At 50.7% G+C, this 20,303-nt stretch carries 15 protein-coding genes; 8 read left to right on the top strand and 7 right to left on the bottom strand.

What is annotated here, in order from left to right; all coding sequences use genetic code 11:
• Positions 1-7 precede the first annotated feature (7 nt).
• The 3 genes from OCU49_RS23450 (at position 8) to OCU49_RS23440 (ending at position 3,936) form a co-directional block, all read left to right on the top strand.
• Positions 8-1,726, top strand: a complete 1,719-nt coding sequence (locus OCU49_RS23450) for a glycine cleavage T C-terminal barrel domain-containing protein (RefSeq protein ID WP_376787899.1) — start codon at positions 8-10, stop codon at positions 1,724-1,726.
• Between the two features lie 21 nt (positions 1,727-1,747).
• The gene (locus OCU49_RS23445) at positions 1,748-2,461 is read left to right on the top strand and encodes an aminomethyltransferase family protein (protein ID WP_261842932.1); all 714 of its coding nucleotides are present in this window, start codon (positions 1,748-1,750) and stop codon (positions 2,459-2,461) included.
• 131 nt (positions 2,462-2,592) lie between these two features.
• Positions 2,593-3,936, top strand: a complete 1,344-nt coding sequence (locus OCU49_RS23440) for an NAD(P)/FAD-dependent oxidoreductase (RefSeq protein ID WP_261842931.1) — start codon at positions 2,593-2,595, stop codon at positions 3,934-3,936.
• Between the two features lie 554 nt (positions 3,937-4,490).
• Here OCU49_RS23440 and OCU49_RS23435 read toward each other — a convergent pair.
• The 3 genes from OCU49_RS23435 to OCU49_RS23425 all read right to left on the bottom strand — a co-directional run bounded on the left by OCU49_RS23435 (position 4,491) and on the right by OCU49_RS23425 (position 8,170).
• Positions 4,491-5,435 carry a LysR family transcriptional regulator gene (locus OCU49_RS23435; RefSeq protein WP_261842930.1) on the bottom strand — a complete coding sequence of 315 codons (945 nt, stop codon included), beginning with the start codon at positions 5,433-5,435 and terminating at the stop codon, positions 4,491-4,493.
• A 255-nt stretch (positions 5,436-5,690) separates the two neighbouring features.
• Entirely contained in the window at positions 5,691-6,437 is a 747-nt protein-coding gene (locus OCU49_RS23430) for a DUF3726 domain-containing protein (protein WP_261842929.1), read from the bottom strand.
• 23 nt (positions 6,438-6,460) lie between these two features.
• Entirely contained in the window at positions 6,461-8,170 is a 1,710-nt protein-coding gene (locus tag OCU49_RS23425) for a hypothetical protein (RefSeq protein ID WP_261842928.1), read from the bottom strand.
• A 354-nt stretch (positions 8,171-8,524) separates the two neighbouring features.
• Between OCU49_RS23425 and OCU49_RS23420 the strand changes: the two genes are divergently transcribed.
• Positions 8,525-9,451, top strand: coding sequence for a DMT family transporter (locus OCU49_RS23420; RefSeq protein ID WP_261842927.1), 927 nt, complete (start codon positions 8,525-8,527; stop codon positions 9,449-9,451).
• Here the strand turns inward: OCU49_RS23420 and OCU49_RS23415 are convergent.
• Both OCU49_RS23415 and OCU49_RS23410 read right to left on the bottom strand, forming a co-directional pair.
• Complete coding sequence (locus tag OCU49_RS23415; RefSeq protein WP_261842926.1) at positions 9,448-10,365, bottom strand: YiiX/YebB-like N1pC/P60 family cysteine hydrolase; 918 nt, start codon at positions 10,363-10,365, stop codon at positions 9,448-9,450. The genes OCU49_RS23420 and OCU49_RS23415 overlap by 4 nt on opposite strands.
• Before the next feature lie 101 nt (positions 10,366-10,466).
• Positions 10,467-10,961, bottom strand: coding sequence for a GNAT family N-acetyltransferase (locus OCU49_RS23410; protein ID WP_261842925.1), 495 nt, complete (start codon positions 10,959-10,961; stop codon positions 10,467-10,469).
• A 107-nt stretch (positions 10,962-11,068) separates the two neighbouring features.
• On the opposite strand from OCU49_RS23410, the gene OCU49_RS23405 reads away from it, so the two are divergent.
• The 3 genes from OCU49_RS23405 to OCU49_RS23395 all read left to right on the top strand — a co-directional run bounded on the left by OCU49_RS23405 (position 11,069) and on the right by OCU49_RS23395 (position 15,892).
• Entirely contained in the window at positions 11,069-12,049 is a 981-nt protein-coding gene (locus OCU49_RS23405) for a LysR family transcriptional regulator (RefSeq protein ID WP_261842924.1), read from the top strand.
• Positions 12,050-12,213: 164 nt separating this feature from the next.
• Positions 12,214-13,596, top strand: coding sequence for an MmgE/PrpD family protein (locus OCU49_RS23400; RefSeq protein WP_261842923.1), 1,383 nt, complete (start codon positions 12,214-12,216; stop codon positions 13,594-13,596).
• A 223-nt stretch (positions 13,597-13,819) separates the two neighbouring features.
• The gene (locus OCU49_RS23395; RefSeq protein WP_261842922.1) at positions 13,820-15,892 is read left to right on the top strand and encodes an oxidoreductase; all 2,073 of its coding nucleotides are present in this window, start codon (positions 13,820-13,822) and stop codon (positions 15,890-15,892) included.
• Positions 15,893-16,027: 135 nt separating this feature from the next.
• Here OCU49_RS23395 and OCU49_RS23390 read toward each other — a convergent pair whose 3' ends face one another.
• Positions 16,028-17,584, bottom strand: a complete 1,557-nt coding sequence (locus OCU49_RS23390) for a trimethylamine methyltransferase family protein (protein ID WP_261842921.1) — start codon at positions 17,582-17,584, stop codon at positions 16,028-16,030.
• Between the two features lie 274 nt (positions 17,585-17,858).
• Here OCU49_RS23390 and OCU49_RS23385 point away from each other — a divergent pair, with 274 nt between their 5' ends.
• Entirely contained in the window at positions 17,859-18,809 is a 951-nt protein-coding gene (locus OCU49_RS23385) for a GlxA family transcriptional regulator (protein WP_261842920.1), read from the top strand.
• 27 nt (positions 18,810-18,836) lie between these two features.
• Here the strand turns inward: OCU49_RS23385 and OCU49_RS23380 are convergent, their stop codons facing one another.
• On the bottom strand, positions 18,837-20,276 hold the full coding sequence (locus OCU49_RS23380) for an aldehyde dehydrogenase family protein (RefSeq protein WP_261842919.1): 1,440 nt from the start codon (positions 20,274-20,276) through the stop codon (positions 18,837-18,839).
• Between the last annotated feature and the right edge of the window lie 27 nt (positions 20,277-20,303).

The following is a 20,303-nucleotide window of genomic DNA, read 5'->3' as shown; positions in this document are numbered from 1 at the left end:
GCTGTGTATGGCCGTTGGTTATACCCCAACTTATCAGCTGATTTGTCAGGCAGGTGGTCAGTTAAGCTACAACGACGACACCGCAATGTTCACACTGAGTAAGCTGCCTAAAGCTTTCCAGATTGCCGGTTCCGTGAATGCTAACTGGTCGACTGAAGCGGTATGCGGTGATGCTCAGCGGGCAGCAGCGCTGGCTGTTAACCGCCTGGCGGAGAATGTAGCGGGTGTGAGTGCAATGGCTGAACCGGCACCGATTGCCGATGACAGTGCCAACAGCCCGAACTACAGCTGGCCGATCTTCCCTCATCCGAAAGGTAAAGAATTCGTCGATTTCGATGAAGATCTGCAGATTAAAGATATCGTCAATGCGACCCGCGACGGTTACGAGCATGTTCAGCTGGTGAAGCGTTATTCAACCTGCGGTATGGGGCCTTCACAGGGGCGTCACTCGGCACTGGCAACTGCTCGTATCGTGGCGAATGCTACAGGTAAGAGTGTTGCCCAAACGGGTGTAACGACTGCTCGTCCTCCATTTGCGCCGGAACGTTTGGGACATCTGGCTGGCCGTAGTTTCTATCCGGCCCGTTATACCAACATGCACCACCGTCACTTAGAAGCTGGCGCGCAGATGCTGCAGGCTGGTGCCTGGTTCCGTCCGGCTTACTATGGTGCAACTAATCAGCGCGATAACTGCATTGCTGCTGAAGTAAATAACGTCCGTAACAATGTTGGCCTGGTAGATGTATCGACTCTGGGCGGCATTGAAGTGCGTGGTCCGGATGCCGGTGAATTCATGAACCGGGTATATACCTTCGGTTTTGTGAAGCAGCCATTAGGCCGCGCCCGTTATGCATTGATGACCAATGAAGCCGGTGTAGTGATTGATGACGGTGTGAGCTGTCGCTTCCATGATCAGCTGTTCTATGTAACGGCGACTACTGGCGGCGTCGACCGGGTTTATCAGAGCATGCTGAAGTGGAATGCTCAGTGGTGTCTGGATGTTGATATTGCCAACGTTACCTCTGCCTGGTGTGGCGTGAACATTGCCGGCCCTAAAGCCCGTGACGTACTGAGTAAGCTATGTGATGACATTGACCTGAGCAGTGAAGCTTTCCCATACATGGGGGTTCGTGAAGGCCATGTTGCTGGCATTCAGGCCCGGGTAATTCGGGTAGGTTTCGTTGGCGAACTGGGTTATGAAGTTCACGTACCACAGCATGCCGGTGAAGCCCTTTGGGATGCCCTTATGGTCGCTGGTGAAGAGCAGGGCATTAAGCCTTTTGGAATCGAAGCACAGCGGGTACTGCGTCTGGAAAAAGGTCACATCATTATTGGCCAGGATACAGATGCGATGTCGACCCCTGAAGAAGTTCAGATGGGTTGGGCGGTTTCAAACAAGAAGCCATTCTTTGTGGGACAGCGAATCATTCGTGAACTGAATAAAGCGCCGCAATATCGCTCATTAGTAGGCTTTGTTGTCGATGATCCGAATGCACCACTGCCTCAGGAAAGCCATCTGATTTTTGACGGAGAGAAAATGACCGGACGGATTACGTCCTGCAACTACTCGCCGACATTAGGCAAACCTGTAGGTATGGCTTACGTACCGCCAGGTAAAACTGAGCCAGGTAGTGAAATCACTATCAAAGTCGATGGTGTGCGGGTTGCAGCTAAAGTTGTCGCTCTGCCTTTCTATGATCCTGACACTGCCCGTCAGAACCTGTAATCGCGCTGCGAGGAATTAGATATGAATGAGTTTTTAACAGCAGCGCCAGACAGCGGTTTACGTCGTAGCCAGCTGTACCGGGCCCAACAGAAAGCCGGTGCTGAATTTGCCAGCCTGAATGGCGCAACAGTGGTTAAACAGTTTGCGGCGGATGATGCTCAACAGCTGAAATCACTGGCGATGGTTGATCTTTCAATGCTGCCTCGCAGCGGCTTTAAAGGCCGTCAGACGCCTGAATGGCTGACGCAGCAGGGTGTTGAAATCCCAGCCGTGCCAAATCAGGCGACACGTCAGAATGATGGTTCGCTGGTGGCGCGTTTATCGATGCAGGAACACCTGATCCTGAGCGATCTGCAAGTGACTGCAGCACTGCCGCAACAGCTGGAAAACAACTGGCAGATGGACGCAGATAACGCCTGCTATTCATTGCCACGTAACGACAGCCACTCCTGGTTGTTGCTAACCGGCGAACATTTGCGGGATATGCTGGCCAAGGTTTGCGGCATTGATTTTGCCGCGGATGAGTTTGCTAACTATCAGGTAGCGCAAACCTCGATTGCCCGGTTAAACGGTATTTTGATTCGTGATGATTTGCAGTTGGCGGATGGCAGCACTGTGCTGGCTTTCCACCTGCTGTGTGATGTGAGTTCAGTTGAGTTCATGTGGGATTGCCTGCAGGACGCAATGGATGAATTTGGTGGTAAGCCAGCGGGTCTGGCTGCACTACTGGCGTGATCTGAACCCGGCAAAGATCGGGTTCAATAAAAACAGCAGTCAAACCGTTATCTGGCGGTTATGACTGCGAACAACAAATTGAAATAAATAGACGGGGCTTAAGTCCCGCAAAAAATTATAGGAACAACAACATGGCATTTCCAAAGAGTTCACCTTACGTGATCGTTGGTGCCGGTATTCACGGTTTGAGTACTGCGTATCATCTGGCGCTGGAGTTGAAAAAACGCGGTAAAGGCAGCGGCGAAGATATCATCATTCTGGATAAGTCCGGCATTTCTGCCGGTGCTACCGGTATTGCCTGCGGTGTTATCCGTAACAACTACTTCCAGCCAGCGATGCGTGAGCTGATGGCACACAGTGTAAAAGTGTGGGAAAGCGATCCGGAAGCGTACAGCTACCACCCGGTTGGCTATATGCAGATCAGCCCGGAATCCATGCATGAAGACGTTGCCTCTATTTATGAGCAGCAGCAGGCAATTGGCTACGAGTCTAAATTTATCGAAGGTGAAAAAGACTGTAGCGATTACATGAAGACCATCTTCCATGACTGGCAGGCGCAGGGTATCACCTCGGTACTGCACGAAATGCCAGGTGGTTATGCAAACAACACTAAAGCGATGTACGGCCTGGCTGCGAAAGCAGAAGCTGAAGGCGTACGTATCATCACTGGTGTAACGGTTACCGGCTTCCAGCAGGCAACTGATGGCGCCATCACTAAGGTAGAAACCAATAAAGGCGATATCGAAACTGACTACGTAGTTATTGGTGCCGGCCCATGGGTTAAGTCTTTCTGGGAAATGCTGGATCTGCCTAAGCAGATTGATATTAAGAACCCAACCTCTGGCGTGATTGCGACAGATGTACCTATGTGGGTTTACTGGTCACTGCAGGAAGGCACTCTGGGTGTAGATCCTGGCCTGCAGGTAACTAACGATGGCAAGATGCCACCGGTTATTCACGTCGACAGCAACGCGCCACTGTATTCAGATGTAGACGGTTCCCTGATTACTGAAGACATGTGGGGCATTTACTACAAGCCTGATTATCACTTCGGTGGTATCCAGGGCGGTGCAGCACCATTCATCGTTGATAAGCCTGCTGATGCTGTTCAGGTTGACCCGTACGGACCTGAATCTCCAGAGTTCATTGTAGGCCCTGACTTTGCACACATGTGGGTATCCGCACTGGCACACTGTCAGAAGCGTTTCGAAGGCACGATTCCTAAATACAAGGATGAGGCTTCCGGCGGTATTGGTTGCTTTACACCAGATAGTTTCCCGGTATTCGACACCTTCCGTAAGAACTGTTTCGTGATCGCCGATTCTAACCACGGTTACAAAATGCTGGGTGTAGGTAAGTTGGTTGCTGAGCAGGTAGTAGGCGAGAAGCCTAGCTTGTTGGAGCCATTCCGCTTCTCCCGCTTTGAAGAGGGTAAATTGCACCCGACTTCGAACAGTCCTTTCCCTTGGAGCTGATCTGACTGATTGTATTGGTGAAAGGTGTTAGAGGGTAAATTGCACCACCATCACAAGAGTCAAACAGTCCTTTTTCTTGGAGCTAATCACTCCAAAGTAATTTTTGGTTGTTGACCGCAACCTTTAAACGCCGGGCTCTTTAGTCCGGCGTTTTTGTTTGTTTTTTGTGGTTTTGTTTCTGATAGCTCAGTTGTTTTCTTGATTATATTGCCGGTTCGCTGGTTTAGATGATCTTTTCGCTTACGCGACTCAAGACCTTTGTAACGGCGCAAAGGCCTTAAGAATCCAAACGCCGCCCCACCGCTTGTCCGGCTGCGCCGGATTCCCTGCGCGTCTCATTGACAACAGGCCTCCTAAAAACTCGACCGCTACGCGCTCTCAAACAATTTATCCGGCTGATCTGTTGTCAGCTGCGATGCTCGGCTACACGGAAGGGGAGTTTGGTAACTTCGTAGTTATTCTGGGAAGTTAAGGTTATGTGAATCTTAAAAAATAAAAGTAGGTGCAGAGTAAAAGTAATGGTTTTTTGAGGACAGGACCTTTCTATTACGACTTCAATTTTGAATAGGTTTAGCTAAAAGCTGTTCGGGTTCAGCTAAGGCGGCGCTTAGCAACTCCAGTACTATTTGGGCTGATTTTGATAAAGGCTCGTTTTTTCGGGTGATAATAAAGACCTGTCGCTCGACGAAGGGGTCGGTCAGTTCTTTGAATATCAGGCCGGGTTCGCTGAAGCGGGGCATGGCTAGTTTGGGTAGGGCTGTTACGGCCAGCCCTGCTTCGATAATTCCTGTTAGTGCGACGAGTGTCAGTACCTCGAAGTCCGGTGAGTACACAGACTCTGGTAATCCTTCGGTAGTATTTAACAAAGCATTCACACCGGTATCGTGAGACATCGCCGCAAACGAGTAACCTTTGAGTTTACTCCATGGCAGAGGGGATGTCTCTTGTGCCAGCGGGTGGTCAGCGAGGAGTACGGCCCCGACAGGATCCCGAAACAATGGGGTATATTCCAGTTCAGGACGGTCTTCCCACAGATTACTGATACCAAAATCAACTTCGTTACGTAATACCTGACGCTGTACTCCTCGGGCATTGTCATCGCGCAGGTTGACCCGGATGGAAGGGTGGCTTTGGCGAAAGTTCTCAAGTACCCGGGGGAGCAGCCGGATGGCGATTGAGGGAAGTACTGCGATGCCGACCAGGCCTTTGCGTCGTTTAGCGTTGGCATGAACGGCTAAAATTGCTTGTTCAAAATCGTCGATCAGACGTTCTGCGGTAGGTAGAAATTCTTCGCCGTCTGGTGAGAGCGTTACTTTACGGGTTGTGCGTTGAAACAGTTCGACGTCAATTAATGCTTCCAGCTGGTGGATGGTGCTGGTGAGAGCTGGTTGAGATATCGCCAGTTTATCTGCGGCCCGGGTAAAGTTTCCCGTATGAGCGACTTCGATAAATGCCCGCAGGTGTCTGAGGTTTAACGCCCGACTGATATTACTGGCCATACACACTCTTCTTTAAAGGCTTTTAAATAGCCTTTTTTGAGGTTGTTTTATACATCAGACTGTATCACTGATGTCCGGCCGTGAATATGCAATATCACCATCAGTAAAAGGGGGGAGGTGTTTGAAATACAGACGGTTAAAAGCGGTTTTTTTAGGGCATCTGTGACCATGATGAATGTGGCCAATGATCCTTAATCAGATCATTGGCCGGTTCAGAAAGTGAAGCCTGGAAAGTGTCGTAATAAAGTTTTACGACTACTGGCCTCCGGCTTCCATCTGGGAGCGTTTGTTATTTTCGACTAATACTCCCATACCTATATGGTTTATCTGCTCCCATAAGGCTTCGTTTACATCGATACCTTGTTCGACGCTATGGTCTTTATTGTCGGCTATTTGCGTAGGGCTGATATGACGTGCATTACGGTTGCCCTTAGATTGCTGCAGGGATGTAGTCAGATCAACTCTCGAGCTACAGATAATTGTCAGTGCTTTGTTATCTATATTGCCTGGCAAGCTGGTGGTTGCCCGACTGTAGCTTGGATAGCGTTCACCGGCCCGGATAGCAGCACTATGCTCTGTAACCGTGTCGCTGCCACTTTGCCAGTAGGCCGCCACACTGATACCGCGACGGCCGCAGTCGGTCAGTGCTTTGAGAATAAACATGCGGTTATGGCAATTATGTACTGTCACTGTCGCAATACCGTTTTCCAGTGCTTTGGCGTGAGCCAGGTCAACCGAGGCTGCAATGCAGTTCAAAGCACTGCGATCATGGCTATCGATAATCGCTGAGGTACTGTCTTCATAGATAACGGTGCTAAGTGGCTTTTCACTGCGTTCAGTGATGTACGGTAATGCGCGCTCCAGCTCGTCTAATCCATTGAGGTCGTGTTTTTCCAGCCACAAGATCATGTTTGCAGCGTCTTCATAGTTGCCTACAAAATAACCACAGGCTTCAAAGCATCGGCGTAGAGCCGCTTTTAATTCGTTCATAGAAATATGCATAGTTTTCTCCTTACCTGCGTGCTTTATTGCTGTGGTGCTATTGGCATAAACCAATCGTCGTTAAATGGCTTGCCGATGTCTTCCAGCAGGGGAGCGCCCTGGAACATTGTGTTACGTACCCACAGACGTGAACGCGGATCGAATTTACCGACACCGAAGAATGCCAGTTTGCAGCGCAGTAAGTGCATTGGCAGAACATTTCGGTCTAGCAAGTTGGCCTGGATATCACCATAGATACAGCGGTTCATGCTTTGGATACGGCGAACTATGCCACGCATTTTTGGGCGGGCTACCATGAAACGGGCTGTGTTGTGTTCCGGGTGGTCTGCAATGTACTCACAGAGCTGGTTATAGCACTTGTGCACGGCGTAACCGATGCCCAGAGCCATCTGTTTCTGTCTGGCTTCTTTGTCTGCAATGCTGCCAAGACGGGGCTCCATTTTTTCTTCTGAGCGATACCAGCAGGTTTCAAGTGCTCCTTCAGCTTTAAAGTCAGTATTCAATGCCCAGTCATAGCGGGTTTCGATTACTTCTTTTAGCTGCTGAAGCGGCATAATTGGATCCAGGTCGAGAAATTCTTCTGCGCTCTGGTAATCTTCAAGTGAGTCGACCAGCTCGGGGTACAGTTCTAACAGAATTGAAACCAGTAGCTCCTGGCATTCTATTGAACAGTTAGCTTCGCTCCATTTCAGTAATTCATCCCAGCCCACAAATGATGTAGACGTATACGCTTGCAGCTCAGCCAGGTCTTTTAACAGTTCTATGTTATTTGCACTTTGCCAGGCATCTTCGGTGAATGTGTCCCGGGTATATTGTTCACAGCGGGCTAGCAGTTCATTCAGTTCCTGGCGAATTTTGTCGTTAATTGTGCCCAGTACGCGAACGCGTGCCAGTGCCAGTTCACGCATTTCTATCCACTGATTCAGAAGCAATGGATGGTTGACCATGTAAGGGGCCATGCCCAGACCGGTTGAGTTGCCTATGCCGAAAAATCGCTTGATTTCAGGCGCCATCGGTTGGAATGTTTCCGGTGATTTGTGACGGGCAATATGCTCAGCTTGCAACAGGCTGAAATTACGCAGCATCAGGCAGACAAACATTTCACCGGCAAAAGGGCGTGCAAAGTCTTTATGCTTTGTGCGTACTTTTTCCCAGTCTGCCATGCCAAGTTTTCCGCTGCCGTAAACTGCAGTGGTCCGGTAGAGATAGCCAACTTTAGAGATCCGCTCGGCATCAGGCTGCTTGCCTTTCGACAGTTGATCAACAACGTAGTCGAAGTTACGGGCACTTCGGTTAGCACGGGACAATACAAAAACGCGAGAGTCTACCCGTCCGGCTTCCTGCTTAGGAACATTCTGGCGAAGCTTCTGAAGATAAACATCATCCACACTGCCTTCCACCAGAGCCATAGTCAGATCCCACTTAGTGGCAATAACACGGTCATTACGTTCTTCCGCAGATAGCTGATCGGAAAACAGTACAAAACTGAATAGCCCGTGAGGAGCGTTAACTTCATAGACCACAGTGCCATAGCCGTCATTGTCCAGCTCAAAACGGGTTGGTTCGATTTGCCAGCGTTCGCGCATAATTCTACGTACCGTTGTACGCATAAAGCTCAAACGACTTTGGTGCAAAGCGCCTAAACGTTCCAGGTTCATTACCTGGCTGGCCGGGCGAAGCGGCAGGGCATTTTTGCCTCTCTGAGAGGCTTGGATCGCTGCAGGCGTTGTCATTGTTTTTATCCTCAATCGCTGTTGTTCTACACATTTATATTTACAAGCAGCCGTTAAACAGGGCTGATAGCAAAATGATGTGTGGCAACCCGCCTGCGGATAATGCGTTGCAGAACAGGTTTATCATCATCCCGTGCTACAGGAATAGTCGTTCATTCGTGTATTGCCACACAAATTAAAAGGTTATATGGATTAATAAGTACAGGTTATTAATACTTCGTTATCTATCAGATTTTATGCTTTCAAACCTGGTGAGTTGTTGCAGCACCTGCATAATGACTATGCATACACTGATCTGTACCTGAATCTTGTCTTGCGGCAGGATAAGGAATATTTATTCAAGGAGGGCGTTGGATGACAGTAGCTATGCAGCCGGTTGCAGACCGAAAATTACTGGGTGCCAGCCTGATAGTGATTGCGGTGTTCATGATGTCGGTTCAGGACGCGTTAGTGAAGCACTACAGCGGCGATCTGTCGTTGTGGCAGATCTTCACCTTGCGAGGTGTACTGGCGATTCCTTTGCTGTTACTGGTAGCAATGTTTATGCGTCAGCAGCAAGGGATCTGGCGTGGTGCGATGCAAAAGTGGGCGCTGATCCGCTCTGTATTTATGGTGCTGATGTATATTTCTCTGTACGCGGCGATTCCCTTTCTCAGTTTATCGGTAATAGCAGCCGGGTTTTATACCGGGCCAATTTTCGTCACTTTGTTATCCGCATTTTTATTAGGGGAACCGGTTAGTCGACGGGGCTGGCTGGCGATTGCTGTCGGTTTTATTGGTGTACTGGTGATTCTGCAACCCGGAGGCGATGCTTTTACCGCCTGGGCACTGATTCCGGTGTTTGGCGGCCTGATGTATGCGCTGACAAATGTAACGACCCGCAGTAAATGCCAGACCATGCCTATGGCAGCGCTGGCGTTGTCTTTAACGGTTATGTTGCTGTTGCTGGGGGCGGTGTTTAGTCTGATCCTGTATTTCTGGCAGGGCTCTGGTGATGCTGCAGAGCAATTGCCGTTTCTGCTGGGGGGATGGAGTGAAACAGGCTGGTCTCAATGGTTACTGTTTCTGGTGCTGGCGTTTCTGACGATTGGCATCAGCATTACGTTGGTAGGAGCGTATCAGGTTGCTCCACCGCCGTTGGTTGCAACCTTTGATTACAGTTATCTGGTATTTGTCGGGGTATGGGATTTTCTGTTTTTTAATACCGTGCCGAGTATCACGACCCTTTGTGGCATGTTGCTGATTATTGCGGCAGGGTTGCTGGTGACGATAAAGCGCTAGCCGGGGGTTTTATCCGCTGACATATCGACCCTAATAGCTGATGTTTCCATATCTGCCTGCTCCTGCAGGCTGGCTTCAGTGTTGGCCATGTTGCCAACCGGTTCGGCAACGGGAACAGGTTCATTGCTGATAGCTTCTTCGGCGGGGTGAGGTTCTACCCAGTTAATGGCATGGTGGTCGAAACCGCTTTGCACCATAGGTTTGATAACTTCAAAGTAAGGTGAAACGTCGAAGTCCCGGGGTGTGAAGAGACTGGGGTCACGACGCCGGTGCATCCGCTGATAATGGCTGATTCGCTCCGCATCTTCAGGGTTCTCGTAAATGATGTCTGGCAGAATAGGATACTTGATTGACTGGAAAGCCTGGGCGATCAGTGACGAACAGATCGCCCGGGTAGGGTCACCGCTGCCTAAGGTCAGTGCTTTACGACGCCATTTTGATGGAATTGGCGGGGTAGGTACCAGATAGCGGGCCAGATCGAATATATTTTTCAGGTCGTAATTGTCGCCAATACGGGAGACCGCGAACTGAATAACCTGATTGATTTCATTTTCTGATAAACCAATGGGCCGGCAAATACGGCTGTGCAGCGGTGCATAGGTGCTGAGTGGAATAACTCTGACGCCACATTCGATATCAGCTTCCAGTAACGACAATGGCTCAATGCCGGCGTCCAGATCTTCCTGGCTACTAAGGTGATCACCGATATAAAGCGCGGCATGTGACCAGGTGGACTGCGAAAGATACTTAATACTGGTACTGAAGTGACTGGTGCCCTCGACCAGTAATATGTCGCCTTTACGTAACGTTCTTTGTAACAGTGCCGGATTACTGGTGGGAAATAACTCCTCGGTATCGTGGGGCTTAGCGAGGAAATGTGCCAGTTTGCGGCCAATATAACTGAACAGCAACACTGTAATAGCCTCTTTTTCTCAGGTTACCCTAAGCTTAGCAGGCGTCTCCCAATGTGGTGGGCAAAAAATGGGCTTTAGCGAAATTTTATGTTTGATTGTGTTTAACGAAAGCCATACCTGGCGGGTGTTTCGGGTGTGTTTAGATTGATGTTTTTTTCCATGCCAAAAACATTTCCGTCGCGCATTTTGATCAGAAAACCGGCGCGGTCATAGAGTTTAAGAGCAGGATTACATATGAAAACTTTGAGGCGTAAATATTCGCAACGGCGTTGTCGGGCCATGCGTTCCGCTTCCTTAAGTGCCCAGCTTCCGGCACCTTTTCCCTGCCAGTTAGACATGATCTGTAATTCACGAATGTAGGCATGCTGGTTATAGATAGACAGGCTGAGAATGCCGATGGGAGTGTCTTCACTGCAGACGCAGAAATTGTTCCGGTCCGGCCAGTTCAGATCGAAAGTCTGCTGACTCCAGCGCATTGAATATTTTTGGTAATAATCGCCCATATTGCTGCAGATGAGCCGCGCAGCAAACTGCCGATGCTCGGCTGTGTTGTCCAGAGGACGCAGATTGAATTGTGTTAGCGTGGTGGTTTGCATGCTGCTTATCTTAGAGCTGAAGTGAAAAGCTGTAAAACTGCATTTTTACTTGTCGCCGACGATACTTTGGTTGATAGTTGCAGGATCTGTACAGATGAGAATTTTACGTGCTTAAGAACGAAAAGTTTGCTGAGCTGAGTGCCCTGAAAAGCTTTATTGCCATAGCTGAGTCGGAAACGATTACTCAGGCTGCGGAACGGCTGGGAATTACCCAGTCAGCAGTGTCTCAGACGCTGAAACAGTTGGAAACTTTATTTGCAGTGCCGCTGGTGGTGCGGCGTGCCCGGCCGACCCGGCTGACGCTTAGCGGTCAGGTATTGTTGCGTTATGCCCGTCAGTTGCTGGGCGAAAGCCAGCAGATGATGGCCGCGGTGCAACTGGCCTCCAGTGAAGGTCTGGATCGTCTGCGCCTGGGTATGATTGATTCCTTCGCTGATGTCGCGGCTCAGAAAGTGATGGAACAACTGGCCAGTTCGGCGCGTAAGTTGTCTTTGCGTACCGGCATGATGGCACCCTTAAAGGATGCTTTGCTGGAGAGGGATATTGATATCCTGATTACCAGTGACCAGATGCAACAGCATCCTGAGCTGGAAGTTCACCCGGTTTTGCGTGATCCCTTTGTCCTGGTAGTGGCTGATGAGCACATCAAAACCTATGGCAGAGACATTCGTACGCTGGTGGAGGCCTTACCTTGTATCAGCTACAACCGTGAATTGCGACTCGGCAGCCTGACCCAGCTGATTGCCCGCCGCATAGGCGTTGAGCAGGCTGTGCGTTATGAACTGGACAGCACCACAACATTACTACAGTTTGTGCAGAGTGGTCAGGGTTGGGCATTCGTGCCAACCATGAGCTTGTTGCAGAACCCGCTGTTACTGAAAGGCGTGACGACTTTACCAATAACACCTGGCAGCCACGCTCGTTATATTTTCCTGCTGGCCCGGCGTGAAGAGTTGGGCACTTTACCGCTGGAGATTACCCGCATCTGCCGGGATGTTTATGATAATCAGCTGGTCCCGCAACTGCCGGCTGAAATTGACTGGTTACCCAGCGAAGCTTACAGCGTGGAAGATTTCCCTCCGTATTAATCCGGGCTCTTAGTCCGGATCTGGCTGGCAGAATTTATTTGCCGGTTAGTAGCGTTTTTTTGTCGTTTAATTGTTCTTTTTTAGGTCCTCTGATTGGGTATGGTCGATGCTGACATTGCTGTTTGTAACGGCTTCCCGACTGACGATCAAAAAGAATAATGACTATGACTTCTCAGACGACCGCTCAAATACTTCCTCCAGTAAACACTCCTGTAACTCCCAGACATGATGGTTGTCTGGATTTTATTCATAATCTCCGCTTTGAAGACCTACCGGAAACTGTGATTCAGCAGGCAAAAGTCTGTTTGCTGGATTTGTTAGGTGTGGCTGCAGCAGGGCAAAGTACCCGGTTGAGCCGGATAATGTCCGGCTTTGTACAGAGTCAGTACCCGGGTGATATTCCTTTGTTGTTTGAAGGCGCCAGTGCAAGTGCGTGCGGGTCTGCGCTTTATGGCGGCATGCTGATCGACAGCGTCGATGCCCATGATGGCCAGGTGCTCACTAAAGGCCATGTAGGCGTGACGGTTTTACCGGCGCTGCTGAGCCAGGCATATGCTGATCCGGTTGATGGCAAAGAATTACTTACAACATTAGTTATGGGATATGAAATTGCGACCCGGGCAGGAATAGCACTACACGCCACCGCTGATGATTATCATACCTCTGGTGCCTGGAACGGGCTGGCTGCCGCAGCCGTAGTGGCACGTATGCGCGGGCTGGATGCGGATAAAACCTGGGAGGCGCTTGGCAGTGCTGAGTTCTATGGCCCACGTAGCCAGATGATGCGCTGTATCGATTATCCGACCATGGTGAAAGACGGCTCTGGCTGGGGAGCGCTTGCCGGTGTCAGCTGTGCCTTAATGGCTGAGCATGGGTTTACCGGCGCTCCGGCTATCACTATCAGTGATGCGCAAGTGGCAGATATCTGGGGTGATTTGGGAGAGCGCTGGTATATTCTTGAACAGTATTTCAAAGCCTATCCGGTGTGTCGCTGGGCCCAGCCTGCGGTGGAAGCTGTTCGCCAGATCCGCAGTCAGTCAGGTGGCCTGAAGCCGGAAGATATCGCCGAGATTCATATTCATACTTTCCATCAGGGGGCGCGGTTACATGTGAAGCACCCGGATACCACGGAACAGGCTCAGTACAGTTTGCCGTTTTCGGTAGCCTCAGCACTGATTGATGGCGTAGTTACCGCGGAAGCTGTAGCCGAAAATGATGCCGGCCTTGGTGACGCCCGGCGGCAGGCATTGAGCGGAAAAGTAATCACCCATGAAGTGGCTGAGTACGATGCACTGTTTCCTGCAGAGCGTTGGGCACATGCGCGTATTCTGCTGAAAGATGGTACAGAGTTAACGTCTGAACCCTGTATTGCCCGGGGGAATCCTGAAAACCCTCTGACGCTGGAAGAAATTATCAGTAAGTTTCATACCCTGGCGGGGCCTTATGTGGCTGATAGTCGTCGGCAGAGTATTGCCGAGTTATCGATGAATCTGCAGGCGCTGAATAGTGATGAAATGACTGCTTATCTGGCATTACTGAAAGACTGATCAGGAGCTGCACTTAAAGGTGAATTAGTATCAGTCTAAAAACGACAGCTTTATAAGCGATGCGACGTTACAAAACAGGCCTGCAACAGCGGGCTTGTTGGTTTTCAAAAGAGTACATATATTCGGTGTCATAATCAGAGGTCTGTGCACGCAGTCGTATCATCGCTAAATGCTGTAGTTGTGTATGAATCTCGTATAAAAACACTTACTGGCAGTGCTTTATATGGCAAACCTAAAACGTACGGATCCTTTACTGACGCCTTTTCAGTTAAAGCATCTTACCCTTCGTAACCGGATATTCAGTTCAGCCCATGCGCCTTCCTACGTTGAAGCCGGGCATCCCCGTGACCGTTACCGGCTCTATCATGAAGAAAAAGCTAAAGGTGGCGTGGCGCTGACGATGATCGGCGGTTCCACCAATATTGCCCCTGACAGCCCGTCGGTCTTTGGCCAGCTATATGCGGGCGATGATTCGATCATTCCCTGGTTTCAGCAGTTAACCTCCGGTGTTCAGCAGCATGGTGCAGCCATTATGTGCCAGATTACCCATATGGGACGCCGAACAGTCACGGATGCTGGCCACTGGTTGCCGGCAATTGGCCCATCAGTTCTGCGGGAGCGTGCACATCGGGGCTATCCGAAAGCGATGGAACAGGAAGATATCGACCGGGTAATCGAGCAGTTTTGTGCCACGGCTTTACGTTGTCAGCAGGGTGGTTTTGATGGCATTGAGCTGTTGTCACACTCGCATTTGCTGGGGCAGTTTTTGTCACCGCTGATTAACACCCGTGAAGATGGTTATGGCGGTAATACTCAGAACCGGCTGCGCTTTGTGATGGAAGTGCTGGAGGCCGTGCGGGCTGCGGTTGGTCCTGAGTTTGTTGTGGGTATGCGGTTGACTGCCGATGAACTGCTTAAAGGTGGTATGGATGCCACTGAATGTATTCAGATTGCGCAGGCTATTGCTGCAACCGATAACCTGGACTTCTTTAACTTACTGGCCGGCGCACCTTATGACGATCTTGGGCTAGCGGGCTGGATTCCACCGATGGGAATGCCTTCAGCTGCACATCTGAATATTGTCGGAGGCCTGAAGCAGGCTGTCGATTTACCTGTGTTGCATGCGGGTGGCATTGCCGATATCGCCACCGCCCGGCATGCCATCAGCAGTGGCTTGCTGGATATGGTCGGTATGACCCGGGCGCAGATAGCCGATCCTTATCTGGTACAGAAGTTGGCTGCTGGCGATGAAGACTCTGTACGTCCTTGTGTGGGTATGGGGTATTGCGTAGACCGGGTAAACCAGGGCAAAGATGCACTCTGTGGGCATAACCCTGCCACCGGGCGCGAACAGCAAATGACACACGTTATTGTCAGTGACAATGACAGTAGTCAGTTACCTGATAGCGCTTTCCAGGCACAAAAAGTAGTTGTGGTTGGTGGTGGTCCGGCAGGCTTAGAAGCGGCGAGGGTCTGGCGTTTGCGTGGTCATGAGGTCGTTTTACTGGAAGCAGGGGACCGTCTGGGCGGGCAGTTAAATCTTGCCGCTAAGGGTGAGACCCGTGCCCAGATGGCCAGTGTTGCCGAATGGTTGATTACACAGGTCGATGAGTTAGGTGTGACCGTGCATTACCACACCTATGCAGATGCTGAGCGGGTGTTAGCAGAGCAACCTGACTGGGTGATTGTCGCCACAGGAGGGCTGCCAATGGAGCTTGGCTTCAGTGGTGAGCAACATTGCCATTGTGGCTGGGATGTTCTTGGTGGAGACAGATTTAACGGTGAAGTATTACTGTTTGATGAGCAGGGCGGACAGGCTGCGGCCAGCAGTGCTGAAGTGCTGGCTATATCTGGCTGCGAGGTGCGTTTTGTTACCCCGGATCATAGCCCGCTACGGGAGCTTGGTCCTACCACTCATGCGGTTGCAATGCGGAGTTTATACGCTAAAAACGTCCGTTTTATGGCGGATCATGAGCCGGTTAATGTGCAGCTTGAGGCAGGCCGCAAACGGGTAACGCTACGCAACCTGCTGACGAGTGCGGAACATGACGTGCTGGTGGATGCAGTGGTGATAGAAAACGCTACTATGCCGCTGGATGAGGTGTATTTTGAGCTGAAGGAGGCTTCCAGCAATCTTGGCCAATATGATCAGCAGGCCCTGATTGATGGTCAGTTGATCTTACCGGAGCTTAATCCGCAGGGAAGCTTTCAGTTATTGAGAATCGGTGATGCAGTGGCGCATCGGGGGCTGCATGCGGCGATTTACGACGGTTTACGGTTTAGTTTAAATACATGAAAAAAGCCCGTGCAGGACACTGACACGGGCGCATAAATCGCGGCTGAAACCTCTGATCCGGTTTTTCGCAGATCTGAATGCCTCGCTTGCTTTGGAATGAGGCGGTTTCAGCCAGGTACTTATTCAGATAGCCATTCAGGTATTGGTTTCCGGTGCTGTCCAGCTACCAGGCTTCATGACTTCCCGCGGCAGTTTGATATCGAATTCAGCACGTAACTGTTGATCAATTTCTTCACTGATAATGTCTGGGAAATGTTTGCTCAGTGTTTCAGCTGCGCGCAGCTTGGCAACCTGGCGAATATCCAGGCTGCCGGCTTCTTGCCAGTCATCCCGGGTACGGCGGTCAAAGACGCTTGGATACAGGTATTCACTGGTCATCAGGCCAATGGTATGTGCATGCCCAAGATAATGATTATCACCGTTACAGACATCGTGAATGACGTCTACAGCCAGAGACTCATCCGTTACTTCAATGCCCCGGGTGAGGCGCATTACCGCCCCGTTAACGTCATTGTCGATAACATATTGCTCGTAGGCGACGGTTAACAGGCTTTCCAGGAAGCCGGCGGAATGGTGCACGTAGTTTGAACCTGCCAGCGCGGCGGTGGCGGTTGTAATGCCTTTTTCAAAGCCTGCCTGAGCGTCGCCCACTTTAGAGTCTGCAATGCCGGATGAGTTGTAGATTGGCAAGTTAAGGAACTGTGCTATCTGAGCGCAGGCAGCGTTCAGCAGGGCAAATTCAGCAGAGCCGCCGGTGAAGGAACCGGTACGTAAATCTGCCTGTGCCGGTACACAGCCCATAATGGCCGGATAGCCCGGACTTTTCAGGTTCACATAGGTGAAACCTGACAACTGTTCAGCGGTTAACTGCACCAGTGTACCTGCCAGTGACGCTGGTGAGGTTGCCCCAGCCTGCGGTGCCGACGAGAGTACAACCGGAATGTTGTAGTCGATAATCTCATCAAGGATTTCAACTGTTTCCATTGCATAACGCAGCGGAGATACAGTCCAGCAAGCAGTGAATGATAGTGGTGGGCGGGCATCAAATGCTTCTTTACCGCCAACAATCATTTCACCCATCTTACGTAAGTCAGCAACTTTTTCCGGAAGGTATGCGTTACTCATAACGTGCTTCTTGGTAGCACTCATGCAAGCATACAGCTGGTTAATATCGATATCGTCGTTGCTTAAATCACGACACACCACAGGACGCATGTAGAAGTGAATATGATCCAGCGTGTCGACCAGACGACCGATGTGATAGTTATCTTCCAGCGTGGTTTCCCGAACGTTATCGTCAATGTCGAGAATCTTCACCGCCTGACCACCGGTGCCCAGGTAAACTTTACGGCCACCTAGCTGCAGGTCATATTCCGGATCACGGCCGGCCAGTAATACTTCCGGACGGGCCAGTTCACGGGCTTTATCGATCAGAGGAGCAGGAATGAAGACCCGATTTTTCTCGGCGTCGATCCGACAGCCAGCTGCTTCGAAAAGATCCCGGCAGGGGCTTGGGCCAACTTCGATGCCGGTCTGTTCCAGAACTTTATAAGCGGCATCGACAATGCGCTGGATATCCTGCTGGCTGAGTGGCTGGAAACTGCCGCCTTCAGTACCTGCAGGTGCTGGATTAATCTTCGGGCCAGGAGCTACCTTAGGCTTACGACGGGAGCGGCGTTTCAACTGAGTCATGGTATTCACTGCTTCATCTGTAGTGTTGTGTCCGACATGCGGACGTTGTTTTTATATGAGATCACTGCACTCGGTGACGCAGGGTTAAAACCAGGTTTCAAATCCTTATTTATATCTATAAACGTCGGTTTGCTGCCGGTTTTTGTCTTGCCCCACCTTTTTCTCTACTTCGTACAAATTTCTATAAGACTAATAATGGCGAAAGATGGCTAGATAAAATAAAATATTTACGACATTATAGGTTTACTATCCGACATGTTTTCAGGTGAGTTAAATGATATCTCCGGCAGCCGAACGTATAGGTTTTTATCTGACTGCAAACTTTTCTATGTTGTCGCTGGCGGCAACGCTGGAACCGTTACGTATGGCGAATCGCTTACGTGGTGACACTCTCTACGAGTGGGATTTTTACTGCAGTGACGATCAGCCGGTCTGTTGTAGTAACGGTTTACCTTTTTCTCCGAGCCGGGACATGCAGGATGTCACGGACCTGTCGACGCTGTTTGTTGTTGCCGGTATTGATGCACATCAGTTGGATGATCCAGAGCTGTATGCCTGGCTGCGTGGCCTGAGCCGGCGACGCATTGCTGTCGGGGCGACTTCCACCGGCAGCCTGTTACTGGCCCGGGCTGGCTTGCTGAAAGAACATGCCTGCACCATTCACTGGGAAAACATCGAAAGCCTCAGGGAAGATTTTCCATCCCTGAATGTGACCGATGAATTGTTTGAAATCAGCGATCAGTACATTACCTGCTCCGGTGGTCTGGCCGGGCTGGATATGATGTTGCAGCTGATTTCCTATAAACACGGTGAGGCGCTGGCTACCGATGTAGCTGAACAGTGCATACATCCACATATCCGCAGTGCCCATGAACAGCAGCGTATGGCTGTTCAGCTGCGTCACCGGGTGAATCATCCGCGGCTGGTAAAAGCCCTTGAGCTGATGCGTAACCACATTGAAGAACATTTAACCTGTCAGGAAATTGGTTCCAGAGTAGGGCTGTCCAGCCGCCAGTTAGAGCGCCTGTTTCAGGAGCATCTGCAATGTACCCCGGCCAGCCATTACATGGCGATCCGGTTAGAGCGAGCGCAGCATTTGCTGCAGCAGTCCACCTTATCTGTATTACAGGTGGCTACCGCCAGCGGCTTTACGTCAGCGTCATATTTTGCCCGCTGCTTTAAACAAAAATATGGCCGCACACCGCGGGAAGAGCGGCGTCGATAAATATGCTATGTATTGTCTAAAGGCTATTTATTTCAGCCGGATAGCGACGTTTTTACTGTGCACATAATTCATTAAGCCTTCGCGGCCTTTTTCACGGCCATAGCCGGACTTTCCGGTGCCGCCAAAAGGCGTTTCCACACCGCCGGCATACCATTCATTGACGTATACCTGACCGGCTTTCAGCTGCTGAGACAGCCGCATAATCCGCTGTAAGTCATTGCTGAATACGCCGCCTGCCAGGCTATATTCAGTGCTGTTGGCCAGCTGAATGGCTGCGGTGTCGTCGGCAAAAGACTGGACTGTCAGAACGGGGCCAAATACTTCTTCAGTAGCTATTGCCATATTGGCAGTGACTTGACTGAAGACAGTCGGCTGGAAGAACGCACCCGGGCGATCCAGTGGCGCGCCACCGGTTGTCGCGATAGCACCAGCCTGCTGAGCTTGCTGGCAGAAGTCTGCTACCCGACGTTGCTGATCCATACTTACCAGTGAACCCATATCCGGGTTTTCGTCATGACTGCCAACGCTGAGGTTTTCGGCTAAATGTGTCAGGCGCTGTAGTAGCTCATCATGAATATCCTGATGGACGATGATGCGTGACAAGGCAGAGCAAACTTGCCCTGCGTTGTAGAAAATGCCCCAGCGGACAGATTCAACAACGCTGTCCAGATCGGCATCTTCGCAGATGATAGCCGCTGATTTTCCACCCAACTCCAGTACACAGGGTACTAAGTTGCGGGCCGCTGCTTCGGCAATCAAGGTGCCGGTCTGAACTGATCCGGTGAACACCATCTGATCGATATCCGGGTGGTTAGACAGGGCAGCGCCCGCTTCATGGCCGTAGCCGCAGAGGATGTTAACGGCACCTGCCGGGAAGCCGGAAAATTCAGCGGCTTTGGCAATGTAGGTACAGGCCAGTGGCGTTAGCTCCGGGGTTTTAATCACGCAGGTGTTGCCGGTAACCAGTGCCGGTGCAACGGAACGGGCGATCATTTCTATCGGGAAGTTCCAGGGTACGATGTGTGCTGTTACGCCAAAAGGTTCGTAAACCGTGTAATCAATGTAATCCTTGCCCAGCGGAATCGCCCGGCCATCAAGGGTTTCTGCCTGATTTGCGTAATATTCAAAATAGCGGGCGGCACCTTGTATTTCACCTTTGGCCTCATCCAGGGGTTTACCTGTTTCCAGCGTCAGTACAGTGGCGATTTCGTCACAGTTTTCCAGCAGGTAGTCGCCCATTTTGCGAACCATACGGCCTCTTTCAACAGGGCGCATGGCAGGCAATACCGCGCTGTTATGGCAGGCCCGTGCCGCAGCCACTGCGCTATCAACATCCTCTGGGCTGGCCAGCGTAATATCGGCAACTTTACTGAGGTTTGCCGGGTTATCGACACTCAGATTACCACTCTGACCGGTGTGCCACTGGCCATTGATATAGTTGCGCCACAGGGCAGGTAGTTGGCTCATGAAATGTCGACTCTTCAGAAAGATTGT

This window comes from Aliamphritea ceti, assembly GCF_024347215.1.
Classification (GTDB): Bacteria; Pseudomonadota; Gammaproteobacteria; order Pseudomonadales; family Balneatricaceae; genus Amphritea; species Amphritea ceti.
Note: the sequence above shows the minus strand (reverse complement) of the source record. Positions and strands in the feature narration are given on the sequence as shown.